This window comes from Micromonospora chalcea, from assembly GCF_028768405.1.
GTDB classification, from domain to species: domain Bacteria; phylum Actinomycetota; class Actinomycetes; order Mycobacteriales; family Micromonosporaceae; genus Micromonospora; species Micromonospora chalcea.
In genome coordinates this window covers 1,734,475-1,753,262 of the sequence record NZ_CP118233.1, presented here as the reverse complement: position 1 = coordinate 1,753,262, position 18,788 = coordinate 1,734,475, and the positions used below count along the sequence as shown (strand labels likewise).

Annotated in this window: 19 protein-coding genes; 6 read left to right on the top strand and 13 right to left on the bottom strand. The window is 74.0% G+C overall.

The window, feature by feature from the left end; genetic code table 11:
• Nucleotides 1-229: 229 nt before the first annotated feature.
• From PVK74_RS08185 to PVK74_RS08175, 3 genes are all read left to right on the top strand, one after another.
• Entirely contained in the window at nt 230-2,200 is a 1,971-nt protein-coding gene (locus tag PVK74_RS08185) for an ABC transporter ATP-binding protein (RefSeq protein ID WP_274478713.1), read from the top strand.
• A gap of 77 nt (nt 2,201-2,277) precedes the next feature.
• A complete protein-coding gene (locus PVK74_RS08180; RefSeq protein WP_274478712.1) occupies nt 2,278-3,327 on the top strand; it encodes an aldo/keto reductase in 1,050 nt (349 codons plus the stop codon).
• A 385-nt stretch (nt 3,328-3,712) separates the two neighbouring features.
• On the top strand, nt 3,713-4,255 hold the full coding sequence (locus tag PVK74_RS08175; RefSeq protein ID WP_274478710.1) for an RNA 2'-phosphotransferase: 543 nt from the start codon (nt 3,713-3,715) through the stop codon (nt 4,253-4,255).
• 7 nt (nt 4,256-4,262) lie between these two features.
• On the opposite strand, the gene PVK74_RS08170 is transcribed toward PVK74_RS08175, so the two are convergent.
• The 6 genes from PVK74_RS08170 to PVK74_RS08145 form a co-directional block, all read right to left on the bottom strand.
• Complete coding sequence (locus PVK74_RS08170; protein ID WP_274478709.1) at nt 4,263-5,546, bottom strand: sulfite oxidase; 1,284 nt, start codon at nt 5,544-5,546, stop codon at nt 4,263-4,265.
• A gap of 84 nt (nt 5,547-5,630) precedes the next feature.
• On the bottom strand, nt 5,631-6,269 hold the full coding sequence (locus PVK74_RS08165) for a hypothetical protein (protein WP_274478708.1): 639 nt from the start codon (nt 6,267-6,269) through the stop codon (nt 5,631-5,633).
• Nucleotides 6,266-7,672 carry a selenium-binding family protein gene (locus PVK74_RS08160; protein WP_069088501.1) on the bottom strand — a complete coding sequence of 469 codons (1,407 nt, stop codon included), beginning with the start codon at nt 7,670-7,672 and terminating at the stop codon, nt 6,266-6,268. The genes PVK74_RS08165 and PVK74_RS08160 overlap by 4 nt, the downstream gene beginning before the upstream one ends.
• A gap of 16 nt (nt 7,673-7,688) precedes the next feature.
• Nucleotides 7,689-8,414: an ABC transporter ATP-binding protein gene (locus tag PVK74_RS08155; RefSeq protein WP_166455961.1), complete on the bottom strand. Its 726-nt coding sequence runs from the start codon at nt 8,412-8,414 to the stop codon at nt 7,689-7,691.
• Entirely contained in the window at nt 8,387-9,223 is an 837-nt protein-coding gene (locus PVK74_RS08150; RefSeq protein ID WP_274478707.1) for an ABC transporter permease, read from the bottom strand. The genes PVK74_RS08155 and PVK74_RS08150 overlap by 28 nt, the downstream gene beginning before the upstream one ends.
• Nucleotides 9,220-10,194, bottom strand: a complete 975-nt coding sequence (locus tag PVK74_RS08145) for a sulfonate ABC transporter substrate-binding protein (RefSeq protein WP_064445699.1) — start codon at nt 10,192-10,194, stop codon at nt 9,220-9,222. The genes PVK74_RS08150 and PVK74_RS08145 overlap by 4 nt, the downstream gene beginning before the upstream one ends.
• A gap of 141 nt (nt 10,195-10,335) precedes the next feature.
• Between PVK74_RS08145 and PVK74_RS08140 the strand changes: the two genes are divergently transcribed.
• Nucleotides 10,336-11,502: an LLM class flavin-dependent oxidoreductase gene (locus PVK74_RS08140; RefSeq protein WP_113972890.1), complete on the top strand. Its 1,167-nt coding sequence runs from the start codon at nt 10,336-10,338 to the stop codon at nt 11,500-11,502.
• 30 nt (nt 11,503-11,532) lie between these two features.
• Here PVK74_RS08140 and PVK74_RS08135 read toward each other — a convergent pair whose 3' ends face one another.
• The 7 genes from PVK74_RS08135 to PVK74_RS08105 all read right to left on the bottom strand — a co-directional run bounded on the left by PVK74_RS08135 (nt 11,533) and on the right by PVK74_RS08105 (nt 17,142).
• Nucleotides 11,533-12,042 (bottom strand): NUDIX domain-containing protein, encoded by a 510-nt coding sequence (locus tag PVK74_RS08135; RefSeq protein WP_064445701.1) that lies wholly within the window; start codon nt 12,040-12,042, stop codon nt 11,533-11,535.
• A 41-nt stretch (nt 12,043-12,083) separates the two neighbouring features.
• Nucleotides 12,084-12,674, bottom strand: coding sequence for an NADAR family protein (locus PVK74_RS08130; RefSeq protein ID WP_069088505.1), 591 nt, complete (start codon nt 12,672-12,674; stop codon nt 12,084-12,086).
• 297 nt (nt 12,675-12,971) lie between these two features.
• Nucleotides 12,972-13,613 (bottom strand): SRPBCC family protein, encoded by a 642-nt coding sequence (locus PVK74_RS08125; RefSeq protein ID WP_166455958.1) that lies wholly within the window; start codon nt 13,611-13,613, stop codon nt 12,972-12,974.
• Entirely contained in the window at nt 13,610-13,975 is a 366-nt protein-coding gene (locus PVK74_RS08120; RefSeq protein ID WP_069088507.1) for an ArsR/SmtB family transcription factor, read from the bottom strand. The genes PVK74_RS08125 and PVK74_RS08120 overlap by 4 nt, the downstream gene beginning before the upstream one ends.
• A gap of 91 nt (nt 13,976-14,066) precedes the next feature.
• Nucleotides 14,067-14,741, bottom strand: coding sequence for a peptidoglycan recognition protein family protein (locus PVK74_RS08115; protein WP_187693201.1), 675 nt, complete (start codon nt 14,739-14,741; stop codon nt 14,067-14,069).
• Nucleotides 14,742-14,814: 73 nt separating this feature from the next.
• Nucleotides 14,815-15,561, bottom strand: a complete 747-nt coding sequence (locus tag PVK74_RS08110) for a lysozyme (protein ID WP_064445705.1) — start codon at nt 15,559-15,561, stop codon at nt 14,815-14,817.
• A gap of 126 nt (nt 15,562-15,687) precedes the next feature.
• Nucleotides 15,688-17,142: a flavin monoamine oxidase family protein gene (locus PVK74_RS08105; protein WP_274479258.1), complete on the bottom strand. Its 1,455-nt coding sequence runs from the start codon at nt 17,140-17,142 to the stop codon at nt 15,688-15,690.
• Between PVK74_RS08105 and PVK74_RS08100 the strand changes: the two genes are divergently transcribed.
• Nucleotides 17,134-17,484 (top strand): YciI family protein, encoded by a 351-nt coding sequence (locus tag PVK74_RS08100; protein WP_064445706.1) that lies wholly within the window; start codon nt 17,134-17,136, stop codon nt 17,482-17,484. The two genes, PVK74_RS08105 and PVK74_RS08100, sit on opposite strands and share 9 nt — an antisense overlap.
• On the top strand, nt 17,481-18,686 hold the full coding sequence (locus tag PVK74_RS08095; protein WP_274478706.1) for an RNA polymerase sigma factor: 1,206 nt from the start codon (nt 17,481-17,483) through the stop codon (nt 18,684-18,686). The genes PVK74_RS08100 and PVK74_RS08095 overlap by 4 nt, the downstream gene beginning before the upstream one ends.
• Nucleotides 18,687-18,788 lie beyond the last annotated feature (102 nt).

The window sequence follows — 18,788 nt, the reverse complement described above, 5'->3', positions numbered from 1 at the left end:
CCTTCACGACGGGCGGTCGGCCGGCCTGCGCCGGCGAACCCCACAAGCCTGCCACCCGGACCGGTCGCGCGCGACGCGACCCGGCGGCGACCACCGTGCGGGCGGTCTTTCGCCCGCCGCCCGGTGGACACGCCGTTGGGACGCCTGTACGACACGCCGAACACGGGGAGACATCTGTCGATTGCGGAACGTAAGCTCCGGAGTCGTCGGCGTACCGGAGGAGACGCGTATGGCAGCGGTTTTCGGTCCTCGGCGCCCCTCGGACGAGCACCCGCCGGACGAGCCCGCCCCGGCCGGGAGCGCGGCGGGCGACGAGACGCCGCTGCCGGAGCTGGCGGACGGGCACTGGATGAACCGCGCCACCGAGTTCGCCCACACCAGCTTCTGGTCGGTGGCGCGCCGGCTGCCCGCCCTCGTCCGCGAGGCCATCGGCCTGGCCTGGGCGACCAGCCGCCGAGACACGCTCGCCTCGATCGGGCTCAACGTGGTCGCCGGCCTGCTCACCACCTTCGGGCTGCTCGCCACCACCGGCGTGCTCCGGCAACTCTTCGCCGACGGGCCCACACCGGACCGGATCCGGGCGGCCCTGCCCGCGCTCCTGCTCGCGGCCGCCGCCGTGACGGCCCGGGGAGCGCTGACTGTCGCCGCCGGCTGGGCGCAGGCGCGGCTCATCCCGCAGATCAACTACCAGGTGGAACTCCGGCTGTTCGAGGCGACCACCGCTGTGGAACTCGCCGCGTTCGACGACGCCGGCTTCGCCGAGGAGATGGATCGTGCCCGGGATCGGGGCATGGCCGAGGCTGCGTCGATCGTGGACCACACCGTGAACCTGGTGACTGGGGTCGTGGGTGTGCTGGCCACCGCCGCCGCGGTCACCGTCATCCAGCCCGTCCTGCTGCCGTGCCTGCTGCTCGCCGCGGTGCCCGAGGCGGTCACCGCGGTCAAACTGGCGCGGCGGCAGTACCTGGCGCTGCTGGCCTGGATCACCCGTCGCCGCCGGATGTACCTGCTGGCCCGTTTGATGGCCGATCGGCACACCGCCGCCGAGATCCGTGCCTACCAGATGCGGGACTTCCTGCTGGCCGAGTACCACCGGATGATGACCGTCGAGACCCAGGCCCAGCTCCGGCTGGCCCGTTCGCAGACCGTCACCCGAGGACTCGGCCTGTCGGTGACCGGCGTGGCCGCGTTCGCGGTCTACGCCGTACTGGGCGGGCTGCTGATGGGCGGCGTGGTGGCGCTGGCGGCGGCGGCCACCGCGCTGCTCGCGCTCCAGGCCGCGCGGACGAGCCTGCGTACGGCGATCTTCGCCACCAACTCGCTCTACGAGGACGCGCTCTACTACCAGGACTACCGCGACTTCCTCGACCGGGCCACCCGGCGGATCCCAGCCGGCGGGCACCTGCCCGTCGACGGGTTCACGCGCATCGACGTCGAGCGGGTCAGCCTGCGCTACCCGGACACCGACACGGCGGCGGTCGACGAGGTAAGCCTCACGTTCCGGCGCGGTGAGGTGATCGCGCTGGTGGGGGAGAACGGCTCCGGCAAGACCACGCTCGCCAAGCTGATCGCCGGCCTCTACCGGCCCACCGGCGGCACGATCCGCTGGGACGGCGTGGACACCGCCGAACTGGACCCACGGCAGACCGCCGCCCAGGTCGCGGTGATGAGCCAGGACTGGTGGAAGTTCCCGTTCACCGCCCGGCAGAACATCCGCGTCGGCCGCCACGACCGCGCCGACGGGCCCGGCCCCAGCGTGGAGACCGCCGCCCGCGACGCCGCCGCGCACGACATGATCAGCGAGTTGCCGTTCGGGTACGACACGCTGCTGGACCGGCAGTTCAAGGACGGCCAGGACCTGTCCGGCGGGCAGTGGCAGCGGCTGGTGGCCGCACGAGGCCTCTACCGCGACGCCCGGCTGCTGATCTGCGACGAGCCGTCCGCAGCGCTGGACGCGCGTGCCGAGCACGCCCTCTTCCAGCATCTGCGGCGGCACCCGGACCGGGCCGTCGTGCTGATCACCCACCGGCTGGCGAACGTGCGGCACGCCGACCGGATCTTCGTGATGGACCACGGCCGGCTCGTGCAGTCCGGCGACCACGACACGTTGATGGCCCAGGGCGGGCTCTACCGCGAGCTGTTCGAGTTGCAGGCGGCCGGCTACCTCGCCGGCAGCGCGGAACCCGCCGCCGACGGTTGACCTCCAGCGCACTCGAACTCCTACCGTGACCGGACCGCGCGCCATCCGGCCGGCGCGGTGCGAACCAGGGAGCTCACATGCGCTATCGCGTCCTCGGCGGCACCGGCATCGAGGTCAGCGTCCACTGCCTCGGCACCATGATGTTCGGCGCGGTCGGCAACCCCGACCACGACGACTGCGCCCGGATCGTCCACGCAGCACTCGACCGCGGCGTCAACTTCGTGGACACCGCCGATATGTACTCGGCCGGCGAGTCCGAGGAGATCGTCGGCAAGGCCCTGCGTGGCCGCCGCGACGACGTGGTGCTCGCCACGAAGGTCCACTTCCCGATGGGGGAGGGGCCCAACCGGGGCGGCAACTCGCGCCGCTGGATCGTCCGTGCGGTCGAGGACAGCCTGCGCCGGCTGGGCACCGACTGGATCGACCTCTACCAGGTGCACCGCCCCGACCACACCACGGACGTCGAGGAGACGCTCGGCGCGCTCACCGACCTGGTCCGGGCCGGGAAGATCCGCGCGTTCGGCTGCTCGACCTTCCCGGCCGAGGAGATCGTGGAGGCGCACCACGTCGCCGAGCGGCGTGCGCTGGGCCGCTTCCGCACCGAGCAGCCGCCGTACTCGATCCTGGCGCGCGGCATCGAGACGTCGGTGCTGCCGGTCTGCCGCCGCTACCGGATGGGCGTGCTGGTGTGGAGTCCGCTGGCCTCCGGGTTCCTGTCCGGCCGCTACCGGCAGGGGCGGCCCGTCGACCTCGGCGCCGGTCGTCCGGCGCTCACCCCGGCCCGGTTCGACCCGGCGCTGCCGGGCAACGCCGCCAAGTACGCCGCCGTCGAGGAACTGGTGGCGCTCGCCGACGAGGTTGGCTGCACGCTGCCGCAGTTCGCCGTGGCGTTCACCGCCGTGCATCCGGCGGTCACGTCGACCATCATCGGGCCGCGCACGATGGACCAGCTGGACGCGCTGCTCGCCGGGGCGGAGCTGACGCTGGATGACGCGGTGCTGGACCGTATCGACGAGATCGTCCCGCCGGGCACGAACCTCTACCAGCCCGACGGCGCCTGGTCCCCGCCGACCCTGACCGACCCGTCCCACCGCCGCCGCCCCCTCCCGGACCGAGCCGCAGCCTGACCCGTCCCGCCCACCCGCCCTTTCCCCGTCCCTCATCCCTCCCCGTCGCTGGGCTCCCCGCCCTCGGCTCCCCGCCCTCGGCTCCCCGCCCTCGGCTCCCCGCCCTCGGCTCCCCGCCCTCGGCTCCCCGCCCTCGGCTCCCCGCCCTCGGCTCCCCGCCCTCGGCTCCCCGCCCTCGGCTCCCCGCCCTCGGCTCCCCGCCCTCGGCTCCCCGCCCTCGGCTCCCCGCCCGTCGATCATGGGGTTCCGGCCCCGGCAAACAGCGCGATCCGGACAGCCGAGGGGCGGAAACCGCAAGATCGACGGGGGCAGGGCGGGGCGGGCTAGGGGAGTGGGTGTGGGGAACTGCGTCGACAGGTGACGGGTGCGGCTCCACACTGGGCGGGTGGAACATCGGGATCTTGTTCGGGTGAGCAAGCGCCTGTCGCTGGCGTTGCGGCACCGGCCCGACGCGTACGGCCTGCGGCTCGACCGGGCCGGCTGGGCACCGGTCGCGGACGTGCTCGCCGGGCTGGGGATCAGCCGTGCCCACCTGGACGCCGTGGTCGCGGGCAACGACAAGCAGCGCTTCGCGGTGGAGACCGGTCCGGACGGGGCCGACCGGATCCGCGCCAACCAGGGGCACTCCGTTCCGGTCGACCTCGGCCTCACCCCGGCCGCGCCGCCGCCCCGGCTGTTCCACGGCACCGGCGAGGCCGTGCTGGACGCGATCCGGGAGCAGGGGCTGCGCCGGGGCGGGCGGCACCACGTACACCTGTCACCTGATGCGGCGACGGCCCGGCGCGTCGGCGCGCGCCGGGGCGGCGCGGTGGTGGTGCTGACCGTGGACGCGGCGGCGATGGCAGAGGCCGGGTACCTGTTCTACCGCTCGGCCAACGGAGTGTGGCTCACCGACACCGTGCCGCCGGCCTACCTCGGCACCACCTGAGCGGCGGTCAGCAGGCGGTGACCGGGTGGGCCACCACGGCGTCGAACAGGTATGCGAGGTCGTTCACGGCGGCCCGGTCGGGCTGGACGACGCCGGTGCAGTCGGTGGCCCGGGCACGGAGCGTGTGCCGGCCCGTGGCTGGCGGGCGCCAGCGGACGGTCCAGCGCTGCCAGGCGCCGCCCCGGTCCGCGGTGACCAGGTCGGCCGGGCGCCACCCGTCGCCGGTGTCCACCTCGACGTGCGCGATCGGGCCGTTGCCGGACCAGGAGCGGCCGGTCAGCAGCACCTCCTCACCGGCCGGCAGCCGGGCGTCCCAGGGCAGCTCGAACGCGCTGCGCACCGGCTGGGCGGTGAGCGCGGTGCCGCCGGCGGGGTGGCCGGGGCCGAACATCCGGTAGAACTGTGTGTTCCACGGCGAGAACAGCGGGGCGGTGGAGACCTCGATCGCGCCCACCCACTTGATCGAGGCGATGCCGACCCAGCCGGGCACCACGACCCGCACCGGGAAACCGTGGTCGGCTGGGAGCGGCTCGCCGTTCATCTCGTACGCCAGCAGCACGTCGTCCAGCGCCTTCGCGATGGGCATCGGGCGGCGTACCCGGCCGAGGTTGACCCCGCCGGTGACGTAGTCCGGGTCGAGGCCCTCGGGCATCACGTCCACCGCCTCGTCGCGCAGCCCGGCCAGGCGCAGCACCGTGCCGAGCCGCACGCCCCGCCAGCGGGCCACGCCGACGCTGCCCAGCCCCCACGCCACGCCCGGGGCGGGGTCGCCCTGCTGCTCGGCGAAGTAGCGCCGCCCGTTGCCGGCGCACTCCAGCAGCGCCGCGTGCTCCTCGGCGGGCAGCCGGCGCAGCTCGTCGAGGTCGAACTCGACCGCGTCGTCCCGGGTCGGCGCGCCGCGCAGCCCGTCACCGAACAGGCGCAGCCGCCAGGTGGCCGCGTCCAGGTGCGGCGTGACCGTGTGGTTGCGGACGAAGAAGCGGTCGATCGGGACCACGTACTCCTGGCCGGCCATCGACGGCCAGCGCATCTCGGCGTTGGTGTCCAGCGGGCGCAGCAGGTCCGCCGGCAGCGGCTTGACGATCGGCGCGCCGGGGTCGACGCCGACCGGCGCGGACGTCACCGCTACCGGCTCGCGCTCCGCGGCGGCGGCGGTCACCGCGGCCATCGCCGCGCCCACCTCCAGCAGCCGGTCACGGTCGACGCCCGGCCCGTGTGCCTGCCCGGCGAGCCACTGCCGGCTCCGGTCGGCGTCGTGGACGGCTTCGGCTGAGGACGGGGACTGACTCACGGCTGACCTCCGGGGTGGGCGACGCTGCCTTTCCTATTCAACCAGTAGGACTTCCCGTCGATCCATAGCAGGTCGGCGGCACGGTCACGCCGCGCCGATCAGCGTCACCACCCCGGCCACCACGAGCACGCCGGCCCAGAGCCGGTCGACGTTGAACCAGGCCCGGCGCAGCACACCGACGCCGAGCACCTCGTACACGGTCACGGCCACGGCCAGCGCGACGCCGAGCATGGCGGCGGTGTGCACGGCCGCCGCGAACAGGCCGGTCAGCGCGCCGGCCGGCGCGGCGGCGAGGTGTCCGGCGTGCGGGCCGCCGCCGACCGCCGGTTCGGCGAGCAGCACCGGCAGCAGCATCAGGCCCGCGCCGTGCGCCGCCGACATCAGGAACGACCAGGCGGTGAGCTGCGCGGCCGACAGCCGCATCCCGGCCCACCGGAAGTGCCGGTCGGACAGCAGCCGCCACAGCCCGAACCCGACGAGCAGCACCCCGCCGGTGACCGCGACCGCAGTGCTCGCCGTCACCGACCGGGTGGCGCTGACCAGCGCGGCGACCACCGCCACCGACGCCAGATGACCGGCCGCGATCGGCGGCAGCGCCGCCAGCAGCGCCGCCCGGCGGCGCTCCTGCAGGCCCCGGGCCACCGCGAACAGCCAGCCCATCGCCGGGTTCAGGCCGTGGAACGCGCCGAGGCCGGCCAGCGCCGCCCAGGTCGCGCCGGTCACGGGAAGCAGTACGAGTCGGACGACGCGTCGCCCCCCTGCAACCGGGTCTGGTGCACGCGCAGGCCGCGGAACTCCTCCCCCCGCGGGAAGAACCGCGGATCCGGCACGAGGCCGCCGTGCTCCGGGTCGACGTCGAGCTTCGCCACCCAGGCACCCACCCCGTCGGGGTAGAACTGGTCGTCCCAGGCGCCGTAGAGCGAGTTGCTGACGTAGACGCGGCGGCCGTCGCGGCTGATCTCGACCATCTGCGGGCCGCCGGCCAGCGGCTCGTCCGGGTACGCCGGGTGCGGCGTGCGGTTGACGATGCCGCCCAGGCGCACCGAGCCGACGCGTACCGGGTGGAACGGGTCGCTGACGTCGTAGCGGATCAGCTCTCCGGTGCCCCAGCAGGAGACGTGCAGGAACCTGTCGTCCACTGACAGGTCGATGTCGGTGACCAGCGGCGGCACCGCCCCGAACGGCTTGAGCAGGTCCGGCAGGTCCGCCGGGTCGGCCGGCTCGGCCGGGATGTCGATCACCTTGGTCACGGCCCAGGCGTCGCCGTCGCGGTGCCACAGCCAGATCGAGGCGGACAGGTCCTCGACGCTGATCACCACGCCGACGAAGCCGTACGACTTCGTCGGGTCGTGCGCGGGGCGCAGCTCCAGCGGCATCTGGTACTGGTCGCCGAGGTCGACGCGCTGCACGTGCCGGCGCTTCGCCAGGTCCCAGAAGTGGATCGCGTGCCCGTACTTCCGCCCCAGCAGCAGTTCCCCGACGATGCCGTCCTCGATCATCGACGGCGTGCCCCACTCGCTGGTGACCAGCACGTCCTGCGTGTAGTGCCACCAGAAGTCGTACGCCAGGAACTGCGGCCCCCGGTCGGCCTCCCACGCGCCGCGTACCTCGAACGTGGTGTGGTCGAGCACGGCGATGCCGCCGGGCCCCTCCTGCCCGTCCGCGCCGCCGAGCGCGGAGACGTAGATGCCGTCCGGCCCGCAGTGCACGGTGTGCGGGCGGGAGTATCCGGCGCGCTTGCCGAGTTCCTCCGGGCCGATCACCTTCACCAGTTCGGGGCGGCGCGGGTCGGGCTTGGTTTCGAGCACGTGGATCCGGGACGAGCGCAGGCCCGGCACGATCAGGTAGCGGCGTTCCACGTGCGGGTGCGGCGCGGTGGGGCAGAGCGCGCTGCTGCAGGCGTTCCAGCCGAAGTGGTGCAGCTCGTCGCCGGTGTTCGGCAGCTCGGTCCAGCCCACCACCCGGCCGTACGAGTCGGAGTCCGGGTCGGTGTCGAGCACCGCGATGGCGTCGGGGCGCTGCCCGGCGCGGTCGAACGCGGCGACGTACGCGAGTTTCTCGGCCGGCGCGGTGGCGGCGAGCGCGGGGGAGGGGTAGAAGGTCGGGTCGGGGGTCCAGCGGGTCATCGGTTCTCCCTCGCGGTCAGCCGGCGGGTACGCCGAGGCGGTCGAGCAGGTGGCGGCGCAGCGCGCCGAGGGCCGGGTCGTCGGGGCTCGGGGTGGGGCCGAGGCGTACCGGCACCTCTTCGGCGATCACGCCGTCGTCGAGGAGCAGGACGCGGTCGGCGAGCAGCAGCGCCTCCTCCACGTCGTGGGTGACCAGCAGCGCGGCGAAGCCGTGCTGGGCGCGCAGCCGCCGCAGCAGCCCCTGCATGCGCAGCCGGGTCAGCGCGTCCAGCGCGCCGAACGGTTCGTCCAGCAGCAGCAGGTCCGGTTCGCGGACCAGCGCGCGGGCCACCGCGACCCGCTGCGCCTGCCCGCCGGACAGCTCGGCGGGCCAGGCCCGGCCCCGGTCGGCGAGCCCCACCTCGGCCAGCGCGCGGCCGACCCGGTCGCCCACGTCCGGCCCGGTCAGCCCGAGCGCCACGTTGTCCGCGACCCGCTTCCACGGCAACAGCCGGTGCTCCTGGAACACCACGGCGGCGGTGCCGTGCACCGCGTGCTCGCCGCCCGCGTCGCCGTCGAGCCCGGCGAGCACGCGCAGCAGCGTGCTCTTGCCGGATCCGCTGCCGCCCAGCAGCGCCACCGTCTCCCCGGCGCCGATGATCAGGTCCACCCCGGCCAGCACCACCGCCGGGCCGAACGCCCGGGTCACCGCGCGTGCGGTGAGCACCGGCCCGGTCAGGTCGCGCGCAGTCCGCGTCGCCACGCCAGCGTCCTCCTCTCCGCGTACCGGATGAGCAGGTCGGAGGCGAGCCCCAGCAGCGCGTAGATGAGCAGGCCGAGCACCACCACGTCGGTCTGGCTGAACTCGCGCGCCTCCATCATCAGGAAGCCGACGCCGGTCTGCGCGTTCACCTGCTCGCCGACGACCAGGCTGAGCCAGGCCGCGCCGATGGCCAGCCGCAGCCCGAGGAACAGCGCCGGCAGCGCGCCGGGCAGCACCACGTGCCGCAGGCGGGCCGCCGCGCCGAGACCACAGGTGCGCGCCGCCTCGACCAGGCGTTCGTCGATGTCGCGGATGCCGGCGTACGTGTTGAAGTAGATCGGGAAGAACGCACCGAGCGCGACGAGCGTGACCTTCAGCGACTCGCCGATGCCGACCCAGATGATCAGCAGCGGGACCAGGCCCAGGTGCGGCAGCATCCGGGCCATCTGCACCGGCGGGTCGACCAGGTCGTCACCGAGGCGCAGCAGCCCGGCCGCCGCGCCGAGCACCAGCGCCAGGCCGCCGCCGATGAGCAGGCCGAGCGAGGCGCGGGTGAGCGAGTCGAGCAGGTGCACGCCGAGCGTCCCGTCGCGCGCCAGCCGCCACCCGGTGGCGAGCACCGCGCTGGGCGCGGGCAGCTTCTCCGCGGCGAGCAGGCCGGTGCGCGCGGCGACCTCCCAGGCGAGCACCAGCACGACCGGGCTCACCGCGCGCCGCCACCGCCGCGAGGCGCGGGCCCGGGACCGCCGCGGCGTCGCCCGATCGGGTACGACAGCGGGGCTCGCCTCGGCCAGCGCCGGACCGCTCACTGGAACGCCTCGTTGAACCGGCCGTCCACCCGCCCGGCGATGTCGACCGGTCCGGGCACCAGCTTCAGCTCCACGAAGCTGTCCGCGATGGCCTGCAACTCGGCGCCGATCTCCGGGGTGACCGGGGCGAGCGGCTTGGCGCTGCGGGCCAGCGCCCGGGTGGTCACGTCGAGCGGGATCTTCAGCTCCGGGGCGAGGACGGCGGCCCGCTCGGTCGGGTGGGCGATGCCCCAGTCCGTGGTCTGCCGGTACGTGTCCAGGAACGCGCGTACGTCGGCGGTGCGGTTCTTCACCGCGTCCGGCGCGGCCAGCACGTACTCGCGGTTGCCGGCCAGGCCGGTGGCGTCGGCGAGCACCCGTACGCCGGGCTGCTCGGCCAGCGCGAAGTAGGGATCCCAGATGATCCACGCGTCGACCTGCCCGTTGTCGAACGCGGGTCGCCCCTCGGCGGGCTTGAGGTACTTCACCTTGATGTCGGCGAGCGTCATCCTGTTGGCCTCCAGCAGCTTGACCAGCAGCCAGTGCACGTTGGAGCCCTTGTTCAGCGCGACCGTCTTCCCGCGCAGGTCGGCGAATCCACGATACGGGCTGCCCGCCTTGACCAGAACCGCCTCGCCCTGCGGGATCGGCTGGGACGTGCCGACCACGGAGAACGGGATCTTGCCGGCGGCGGCGAACACGGGTGGGGCCTCGCCGACCTGGCCGATGTCGATCGAGCCGGCCTTGAGCGCCTCGGTCAGGGCCGGGCCGCTCTCGAACAGCGACCAGGTGACGTTCTTCGCGTCGCCGCGCGCCTTGACCAGGCTGAGCCCGCCGAAGCGCTGGTAACCGATCCGCAGCGGGCCGTCACTGCCGCCGCCGCTGGCGTCGGCCGCCTCGCCGCCGCAGGCCGTCAGCGCCGTCGCGGCCAGCAGCGCGAGGGTGGTGAGCAGCGCGGCCACCGGCCGGCGGCGGGTTCTGGGGGTACGCATGGCGACTCCTCGGGGAGGGATGGACCCGGCCATCGACGGGCGACAGCAACCTACCAACCCGATAGGTTTTATGGGTAGTCTGTCGGCGCGGTCGTCCCACCACTCAGGAGACGGCCCGTCCGACGCGCACCGGAGGCCCCCATGTCGCTCACCTTCCACTGGTTCCTGCCGACCTACGGCGACAGCCGGGACATCGTGGGCGGCGGACACGGCGTACCGGTCGGCACGGCCGGTGGCGCGCGACCCGCGAGCGTGGCGTACCTGGGGCAGATCGCCCGCACCGCCGAACAGCTCGGTTTCGCCGGCGCGCTCACCCCCACCGGCGCCTGGTGCGAGGACGCCTGGCTGACCACCGCCATGCTCACCGAGGTCACCGAGCGGCTGAAGTTCCTCGTCGCGTTCCGGCCCGGCCTGCTCTCACCCACCCTCGCCGCGCAGATGGCGTCCACGTTCCAGCGCCTGTCCGGCGGGCGGCTGCTACTGAACGTGGTCACCGGCGGCGAGTCGGCCGAGCAGCGCGCGTACGGCGACTTCCTGGACAAGGACGCCCGCTACGCGCGTACCGACGAGTTCCTGCACGTGGTGCGGGCGCTGTGGCGCGGCGAGACGGTCGACCACGACGGCGCCCACGTGCGGGTCGAGGGCGCCCGGCTCGGCCGGCTGCCCGACCCGGTGCCGCCGGTCTACTTCGGCGGGTCGTCCGGCGCGGCCGGGCCGGTGGCCGTACGCCACAGCGACGTGTACCTGACCTGGGGCGAACCGCCCGCGCAGGTGGCCGGCAAGCTGGACTGGATCCGCGGGCTCGCCGCCGGGGCCGGCCGCGAGCTGCGGTACGGCATCCGGCTGCACGTGATCAGCCGGGACACCGCCGAGGAGGCGTGGGCCCAGGCGCGCAAGCTGCTCGACGGCATCCCCGAGGCTGACGTGCGCGCCGTGCAGGAAGGGCTGCGACGCAGCGAGTCCGAGGGGCAGCGGCGGATGCTCGACCTGCACGGCGGCTCCCGCGACGGGCTGGAGGTCTCGCCGAACCTGTGGGCCGGATTCGGGCTGGTACGCGGCGGCGCGGGCACCGCACTCGTCGGCAGCCACACCGAGGTCGCCGACCGGATCGCCGAGTACCACGCGCTCGGCCTGGACGAGTTCATCCTCTCCGGCCACCCGCACCTGGAGGAGGCGTACTGGTTCGGCGAGGGCGTGCTGCCGATCCTGCGGCGGCGCGGGCTGTGGCGGCACCCGGCCGGCGAGCCGGAGATCGAGGCGCCGGCCGCCGTGCCGTTCTCACCCCAGCCGGTTCCGGCCCGCGGCTGACCGCGCCGCACGGTGCCGGGGTCGGTCCGGTCAGAGCGGGCGTTGCCCGGCGAGGAAATCGGCGAGCACCCGGGTGTGCGTGGAGAAGGCCAGCTCGACCGGATCGGTGAGCACCAGCCACTCGGTGGCCTCCTCGGTCGGCGCCGACGGCGGCAGGTCACCGATCGCCCGCTCGGGCAGCACCCCGAAGACCATCATGGTGCCGCCAGCCGGAGCGCCGTGCACCGCGAACAGCCGCGCCTCGCCGGCCTCGGCCAGCAGCCCGGTCTCCTCGCGCAGCTCCCGCACGAGCGCCTCGGACCACTCCTCGCCGTACTCGACGAAGCCACCCGGGAGCGCCAGCAGCCCCCGGGCCGGTTCGATGTCGCGGCGCACCACGACCACGCCGAGCCCCTGCGGCGTGCGGACCGGCAGCACCGCCACCGCCACCGGCAGCGGATTGCGCCACACCGTCTCGCCGCACGAGGAACAGACCCGCGGCCACCCGGCGCCCGCCGGGTAGGCCGCGCCGCAGAAGGAGCAGTGCGAGTACGGGGTCACGCCGCAGCACGTTACCCGCACCTGCCGCCCGAGGTCAGACGTCACCCCCTCTGGCCGGCGAGCTGGGCGCGCGCCTCCATCAGGGCGAAGCCGAGCAGGTTGTCGCCCCGCCAGGTCGCCGGGTCGGCGGCTCGCGGGTCGTCGGCGGTCAGGCCGATGCCCCAGACCCGGTCCGTCGGGCTGGCCTCGACGAGCACCCGGTCGCCGGTGCCGAGCAGGAACCGCCGCAACGGCTCGTGCTGGGCGAACTTGGCCACGCTGCCGGCCACCACGATCTCGTAGCGGCGGGCCGCCCAGGTCGCCTCGTCGAAGTCGCGCACCTGCCGGCCGAGCGCCTTGGCCCGGTGCGGGTGCCCGGCGGCCAGCACCCGCTCGGCGACCGCCAGGTCACCGAAGAGGGTGGCCTTGTGCCACATCATCCAGTGCTCGGCGGTGGCGAACTCCCGGCCGTCCACTGTGAACGCCGCCGGCCACCACTGGCTCAGGCAACCGGCGCCGACACCGCCGTCGCGCTGCGGCCGGTGCCCCCAGAAGCGCAGATACTTGAACGTCGCGCCGGTGTCGAGCGCGGCGGTCAGGTCGGCGACGGAACGGATCGGCATGCCCCGCAGTCTGCCCCACCCCACCGACATCCCACCGCCGCTTTTCGCCCCCGACAAGGCGCCGTCATCCACGCCGATCACCCGCATCTCCGCCGGGACAACGACGGATGTCCTGCTTGGAGAGGCCTGCTCCACATCACGAGATGCAAAGAGATCTTGGAAGGAAAAGGCTCCTATGGCGACCCTTTCCTTCCAAGATCTCGAAGAGCTCGACCGAACCCGTCGATCTTGCGATTTGGTGCCCCGCAAATTCCGTCAAACGGACATTCCGAGGGCCCAAACCGCAAGATCGACGAGGAGAGGAGGGGGAGGGCGGGGAGAGGGGGGTCAGGGCGTGGGGGCGCCTGTGTAGAACGCGGTGACGCGCTCGCCCGCGCCTTGTGCCTCCTCGGCCGGGGTGCCGGCCTCGATGCTTGCCTCCGTCCAGCTCCTGCTGGACTCGGTGACGAAACGGAGGCCCTCGGGTGAGGCCATCCACTCGGCTGCGGCGGCCGGGTCGACGCCCGTGCCGTCGGCCGCGAAATGGGAGGCCAGCCCGACCAGCGCCAGGTCCCAGCCGATGCCGACCGCGCCCGGGCCGTACTCGGCCCACCGCTGGTCGTCGACGTGCGCGACGTGCTCCAGCTCGAAGCGGGTACGCCCGGGGCCGGCCTCGCGCAGCCGCACCTCGATCCAGCTCACCTCGTCGCCGAACTCCCAGGTGGCGGCGAAGCCGTGCGGCGGGTCGCAGCGTTCGACGGTGCCACCGGCGTTGCCCTCCAGTTGGTAGCGGCCGCCGAGGCTCAGGTCGCCGGAGACCGGCAGGAACCAGCGCGGTATCCGTTCCGGGTTGGTGCAGGCGTCGAAGACGTCGTCCACCGGCGCGTCGTACGTCTGGGCGATGGTGAGCACCCGCGCCTGCCCGGCGGGGAGCGTACGGTCGCCGATGCGGCGCTCGACGGCGCTGATCTGTCCGGTCACGTCGATCATGGTTCGGTCCTCTCGTCGTCGGTGTCGTCTGCGCGCAGCCGTCGTTCGCGGCGGCCCCGGGCCAGCTCGGTGGCGAGCGCGGCCAGTGGCGGCGTCCAGAAGCGGCGGAACCCGTCCAGCCACGCGTCGATCTCGCGCAGCGGGCCGGGGTCCACGGCGTAGAGCCGGCGGGTGCCGTCGGCGCGCACCGTGGCGAAGCCGTGTTCGCGCAGCACCTTGAGGTGCTGCGAGACGGCGGGCTGGCTGATGCCGAACTCGCGCCGCACGGTCTCGCCGAGCGCCCCGGCGGGCTGCTCACCGTCGGCGAGCAGTTCCAGGATCCGGCGGCGGACCGGGTCGCCGAGAACGTCGAAGGCGTGCACGACACCTTTGTATCAGACTCGGCTTATATAAGCGAGCGCTGACGCGCTGCGGGACGCCCGTCGCACCCGGGCGTCCCGCGTACCCCCGTGGTCAGCCGCCGAGACGAGCGGCGACGGTACGGCGCAGCTCCGGCAGGCGGTCGTGCAGCAGGCCCGGGCACTGCGTGTCGTTGAAGTCCTTGTGTCCGTAGATCTCGGTGGGCGCGATGCCGTACTGCTGGCAGGTGAACGCGCAGAACGTCACCAGGCTGTTCCAGAGCGCCTGGGGCGGCTGCACATCCAGGTAGATGCCGTCGTTCTCGATGCCGATGGCCTGGCTGTTCTGCCCGACGCAGTGCGCGCCCTGCACCATGGTCTGGCCGTGCAGCAGCGCGTAGAGGCTGCCGTGCCGGCCCTCGGTCAGGTAGCCGCCCCGGCTGTTGGTGAAGTGCTGCCCGGAGTCGAGCCAGCCGTTGCTGTCCATGTGCAGGTTCTGGATGTCGCGGGAGTTCCGGTACGCCTGGGCGAGGCTGTAGTCGGTGGTGTTCGGGAACGCGGTGTGGTGCACGATGATCTTGTTGGGCCGGCTGGCCACCACGCTCACCGGCGACGAGGGCGGGCGGGCGCCCCAGGTCGCGCAGTTGGCGATGGTCGGCTGGTCGACCCGGGTGGCAGCGGCCCGCGCGTCGGGGCCGGAGCCGATCTGGGTCAGCGCACCGACGCCGGCGGCGGCGCCGAGCAGGACCGCGCCGCGCAGCACGGTCCGCCGGTGGACGGGAACAGACATCGCAGCCTCCTCGTGGGGTGAGGTAAGGCCGGGCGTGGCGGGACCGGCACCGCCCGCCACGCCCGGGCCGGCGTCAGCAGGGTCCGTTGCAGGCCAGCACGCGCAGCCGGTCCAGCGAGCCGTTCCACACGTTCTGGTCACCGGGGAAGACCCCGGAGGAGGACCACTGCCAGAACGAGTACGTGCCCCAGCCGGCCGGCAGCGTGCCGACGCTGCTTGCGTAGCGGGCGATCCACAGTGGGTTGTTGGCCGCGAACTGCGAGGTGTTGCCGGTGCAGGTGCTCCACCAGTCGGTGGTGGTGTAGATGGTGGCCCACCGTCCGGTGCGGGCGTAGTACTGGTTGACGAACGAGGCGATCCAGCTGCGCATCGACGCCTGGCTCAGGCCGTAGCAGGTCGCGCCGTACGGGTTGTACTCGATGTCCAGCGCGCCGGGCAGTGTCCGCCCGTCCTTCGACCAGCCGCCGCCGTGGTCGACGAAGTAGTTGGCCTGGACGGCGCCGCTGGTGGTGTCGGGGCGGGCGAAGTGGTACGAGCCGCGGATCATCCCGACGTTGTAGGAGCCGTTGTACTGCTGGGCGAAGTACGGGTTGGTGTAGTACGTGCCCTCGGTCGCCTTGACGTAGGCGAACCGGGCGCCGTTGGCCCACGCCCCGGACCAGTTCACGTTGCCCTGGTAGCTGGACACGTCCATGCCGGGTAGTCCGGCCGGGGCGGCGGAGGCGGGTGCCGCTGCGGACAGGGCCGCGGCGGCGACGGTGACGGTGGCGAGCAGCGCGGCTCCGGCCGCGCGCAGCGCCGATCGGATCGATCTGTGCATCTGTCCTCCCTGGGGGTTGCCGCGCTCCGGCGGCGGGAGTATGACGAAAGGAACTGTCGTCATTAGTGCACAGGGCGGAGAAACTTTTCAATAGAGCGCATCGAAGAATCTCACTGAATTGGGTGCTCAGCCGAGCTGGGCGAGCGCCTCGGCGGCGGCGCGCTCGCCGGCGGTCACCGCGCCCTCCAGGTAGCCGCTCCACCGGGTCGCGGTCTCCGTGCCGGCCCAGTGCACCCGGCCCACCGGCGTGCGCAGTTCCGGGCCGTACGCGCACCACGCGCCGGTCGGCAGGACGCCGCAGAAGCAGCCGCGCGTCCACTCGTCGGCAGACCAGTCGTACTCGACGAGGTCGTCGGGGCGCGCGGCGGCCGGGCCGAAGATCGCGGCGAGCGCCTCGCACAGCGCGTCCCGGCGCGCGCCCTCCGGCAGCCGGCGCAGCGCCCGGGCCTGCGCGCCGTAGCTGAACGCGGTGAGGATCCCACCGGGTACGTCCGGCAGCGAGTTGTCCACCGTCTCGGTGAGCGGCCCGGTGTCGGTGCTGGACACGCCGGAGCGGCCGTCGGCCCGCCAGAACGGCTCCGGATAGAGCGCGTGGACCTTGAGCGCCGCGCCCATCGGCATCCGCTGGGTCAGCCCGTCGCGCAGCGGCGGCAGCGGCGGGTCGTACCGGATGCGCCCGGCCAGCGTCGGCGCCAGCGCGACCACCACCGCGTCGCCGCGGTACGTCTCGCCGCCGCAGCGCACCCGCACCCCGTCGCGGTCCTGCGCGACGCCGTCCACCGGCGCGCGCAGGCACAGGCTCCCCGGAGGCAGCGCGGCGGCCATCCGCTCGGCCAGCGCGGCCGGGCCGCCGGCGATCCGGTCCTGCTGGGCGCCACCCGCCATGCGCAGCAGCGACCGGGTGCCGCCGCCGCTGCGCAGGTAGAACAGCATGTGCAGCAGCGAGACCTCGTCCGGCGAGGCGGCCAGCAGGCCACCGGCGAGCATCCGGCCCGCGTACCCGGCGGTGACCGGGTCGGCCCCGCTCGCGTCGAGCCAGCCGCCGAACGTGACCCGGTCCCACAGTGCCGCCCCGTCCGCCCGCCACGGCGCGGCCGGGTCGAGCCCGGCCGCCATCTCGTCGAGCGTGCCCAGCAGCGCGGACAGCCCCGGCGGTTCCCCGGTGGCCGGGCGTGCGCCGAGCAGCAGCGTCGCCGCGCCGTGCGCGGGGGAGGGGAACGTGGCCAGGCCGTACGCGGCGGCGAGCGCGTACATCCGGTCCTGGGTGGGGCCGATCCACTGCGCGCCGAGATCGAGCCAGCCGCCGCCTGGTAGCGGTCGGCTGAGCGTGCGGCCGCCCACCCGGTCCCGGGCCTCCAGCACCCGCACCTGCGCGCCCGCCGCGTCCAGCGCGAGCGCGCAGGCCAGACCGGAGAACCCGGCGCCCACGACGACGACCCGGTGGCGGCGCACGCGGCGGCGTACCCCGCTCCCGGCCGGATTCACCCGGCCCGGCGTGTCGAAACCGGCGCCAGCCGTTCGTGTGGAGGGTGAAGGGGCGGCGCGGGGCCGTCCGGTGACGAGGAGAAGCCGATGAAGCAGTACCTGATCAGCATGTACCAGCCGGCCGGCCAGGGACGCCCGGACCCGGAGTTCCTGGCCGGGGTGATGCGCGAGGTCGAGGCCATCGGCCGGGACCTGCGGGAGGCGGGGTGCTGGGTGTTCGGCAACGGCCTGCACGACCCGCAGACCGCCACCGTGCTGCGCCCGGCCGGTGACGAGGTGCTGGTCACCGACGGGCCGTTCGCCGAGGGCAAGGAGTACCTGGGCGGCGTCACCATCATCCGGGCGCCCGACCTGGACGCCGCGCTGGACTGGGGCCGCCGGTACGCGCTGGCGACCACGCTGCCGATCGAGGTCCGCCCGTTCCAGGGCGAGGGATGACCGACGTCGAACGGGTCTTCCGGGCCGAGTACGGCCGCGCGGTAGCCGTCCTGGTCCGTCTCCTCGGCGACATCGACCTCGCCGAGGAGGCGGTCCAGGAGGCGTTCACGATCGCCGTCTCGCGCTGGGCCGCCGACGGGCCGCCGCCCAGCCCGGCCGGCTGGATCATCACCACCGCCCGGAACCGGGCGATCGACAGGTTGCGCCGCGAGGCCACCCGGACTGCCCGGCACGCCGAGGCCGCCCTGCTGCACGCCGCCGACCCGCCCGCCGAGGAGGGGCCCGTGCCCGACGACCGCCTGCGCCTGATCTTCACCTGCTGCCACCCGGCGCTCGCCGCGCCCGCCCGGGTGGCGTTGACGCTGCGCCTGCTCGGCGGCCTGAGCACCGCCGAGATCGCGCGCGCCTTCCTGGTGCCGGAGCGGACGATGGCGCAGCGCCTGGTCCGGGCCAAGGCGAAGATCCGCGACGCCGGTATCCCGTACCGGGTGCCGCGCGACGCGGACCTGCCGGACCGGCTGCGCGGGGTCCTCGCGGTGGTCTACCTGATCTTCAACGAGGGGCACACGGCCAGCGCGGGGGAGCGGCTGGGCCGCGTCGAGCTGGGCGCCGAGGCGATCCGGCTGGGCCGGCTGCTGGTGACGTTGATGCCGGACGAGCCGGAGGCGCTCGGCCTGCTCGCGCTGATACTGCTCACCGAGGCGCGCCGGGACGCCCGGACCGGGCCGGACGGGGCGCCGGTGTCGCTGTCCGAGCAGGACCGTGGCCGGTGGGACCGGGAGCTGATCGCCGAGGGCCAGGAACTGGTCCGCCGGTGCCTGCGGCGGGGCCGGCCCGGCCCGTACCAGCTCCAGGCCGCGATCGGTGCGGTGCACGCGGACGCGCCGACCGCCGCCGCGACCGACTGGGGACAGATCCTCGCGCTCTACGACCAGTTGGCGGCCGTCGCGCCGGGACCGGTGGTGGCGCTGAACCGGGCGGTCGCGCTGGCCGAGGTACGCGGACCGGCGGCCGCTCTGGCCGAAGTGGACCGGCTGGACCTGACCGGATACCACGTGTGGCACGCGATCCGGGCCGACCTGTTGCGCCGCCTCGACCGTCCGGCGCAGGCCCGGATCGCGTACGACGCGGCGATCGCCGGCACCGGCAACGCGGCGGAGCAGACGTTCCTGCGCCGCGCCCGCGACCGGATGGCGGGATGATCACACCGACAGTGCATGTTGGAGGCCGATAACCCCGGGAAATGAACCGTGATCGTCTGGGCATTGACGCGGCGGCAGAGAAAAGTACACTCCCGGTGTAAT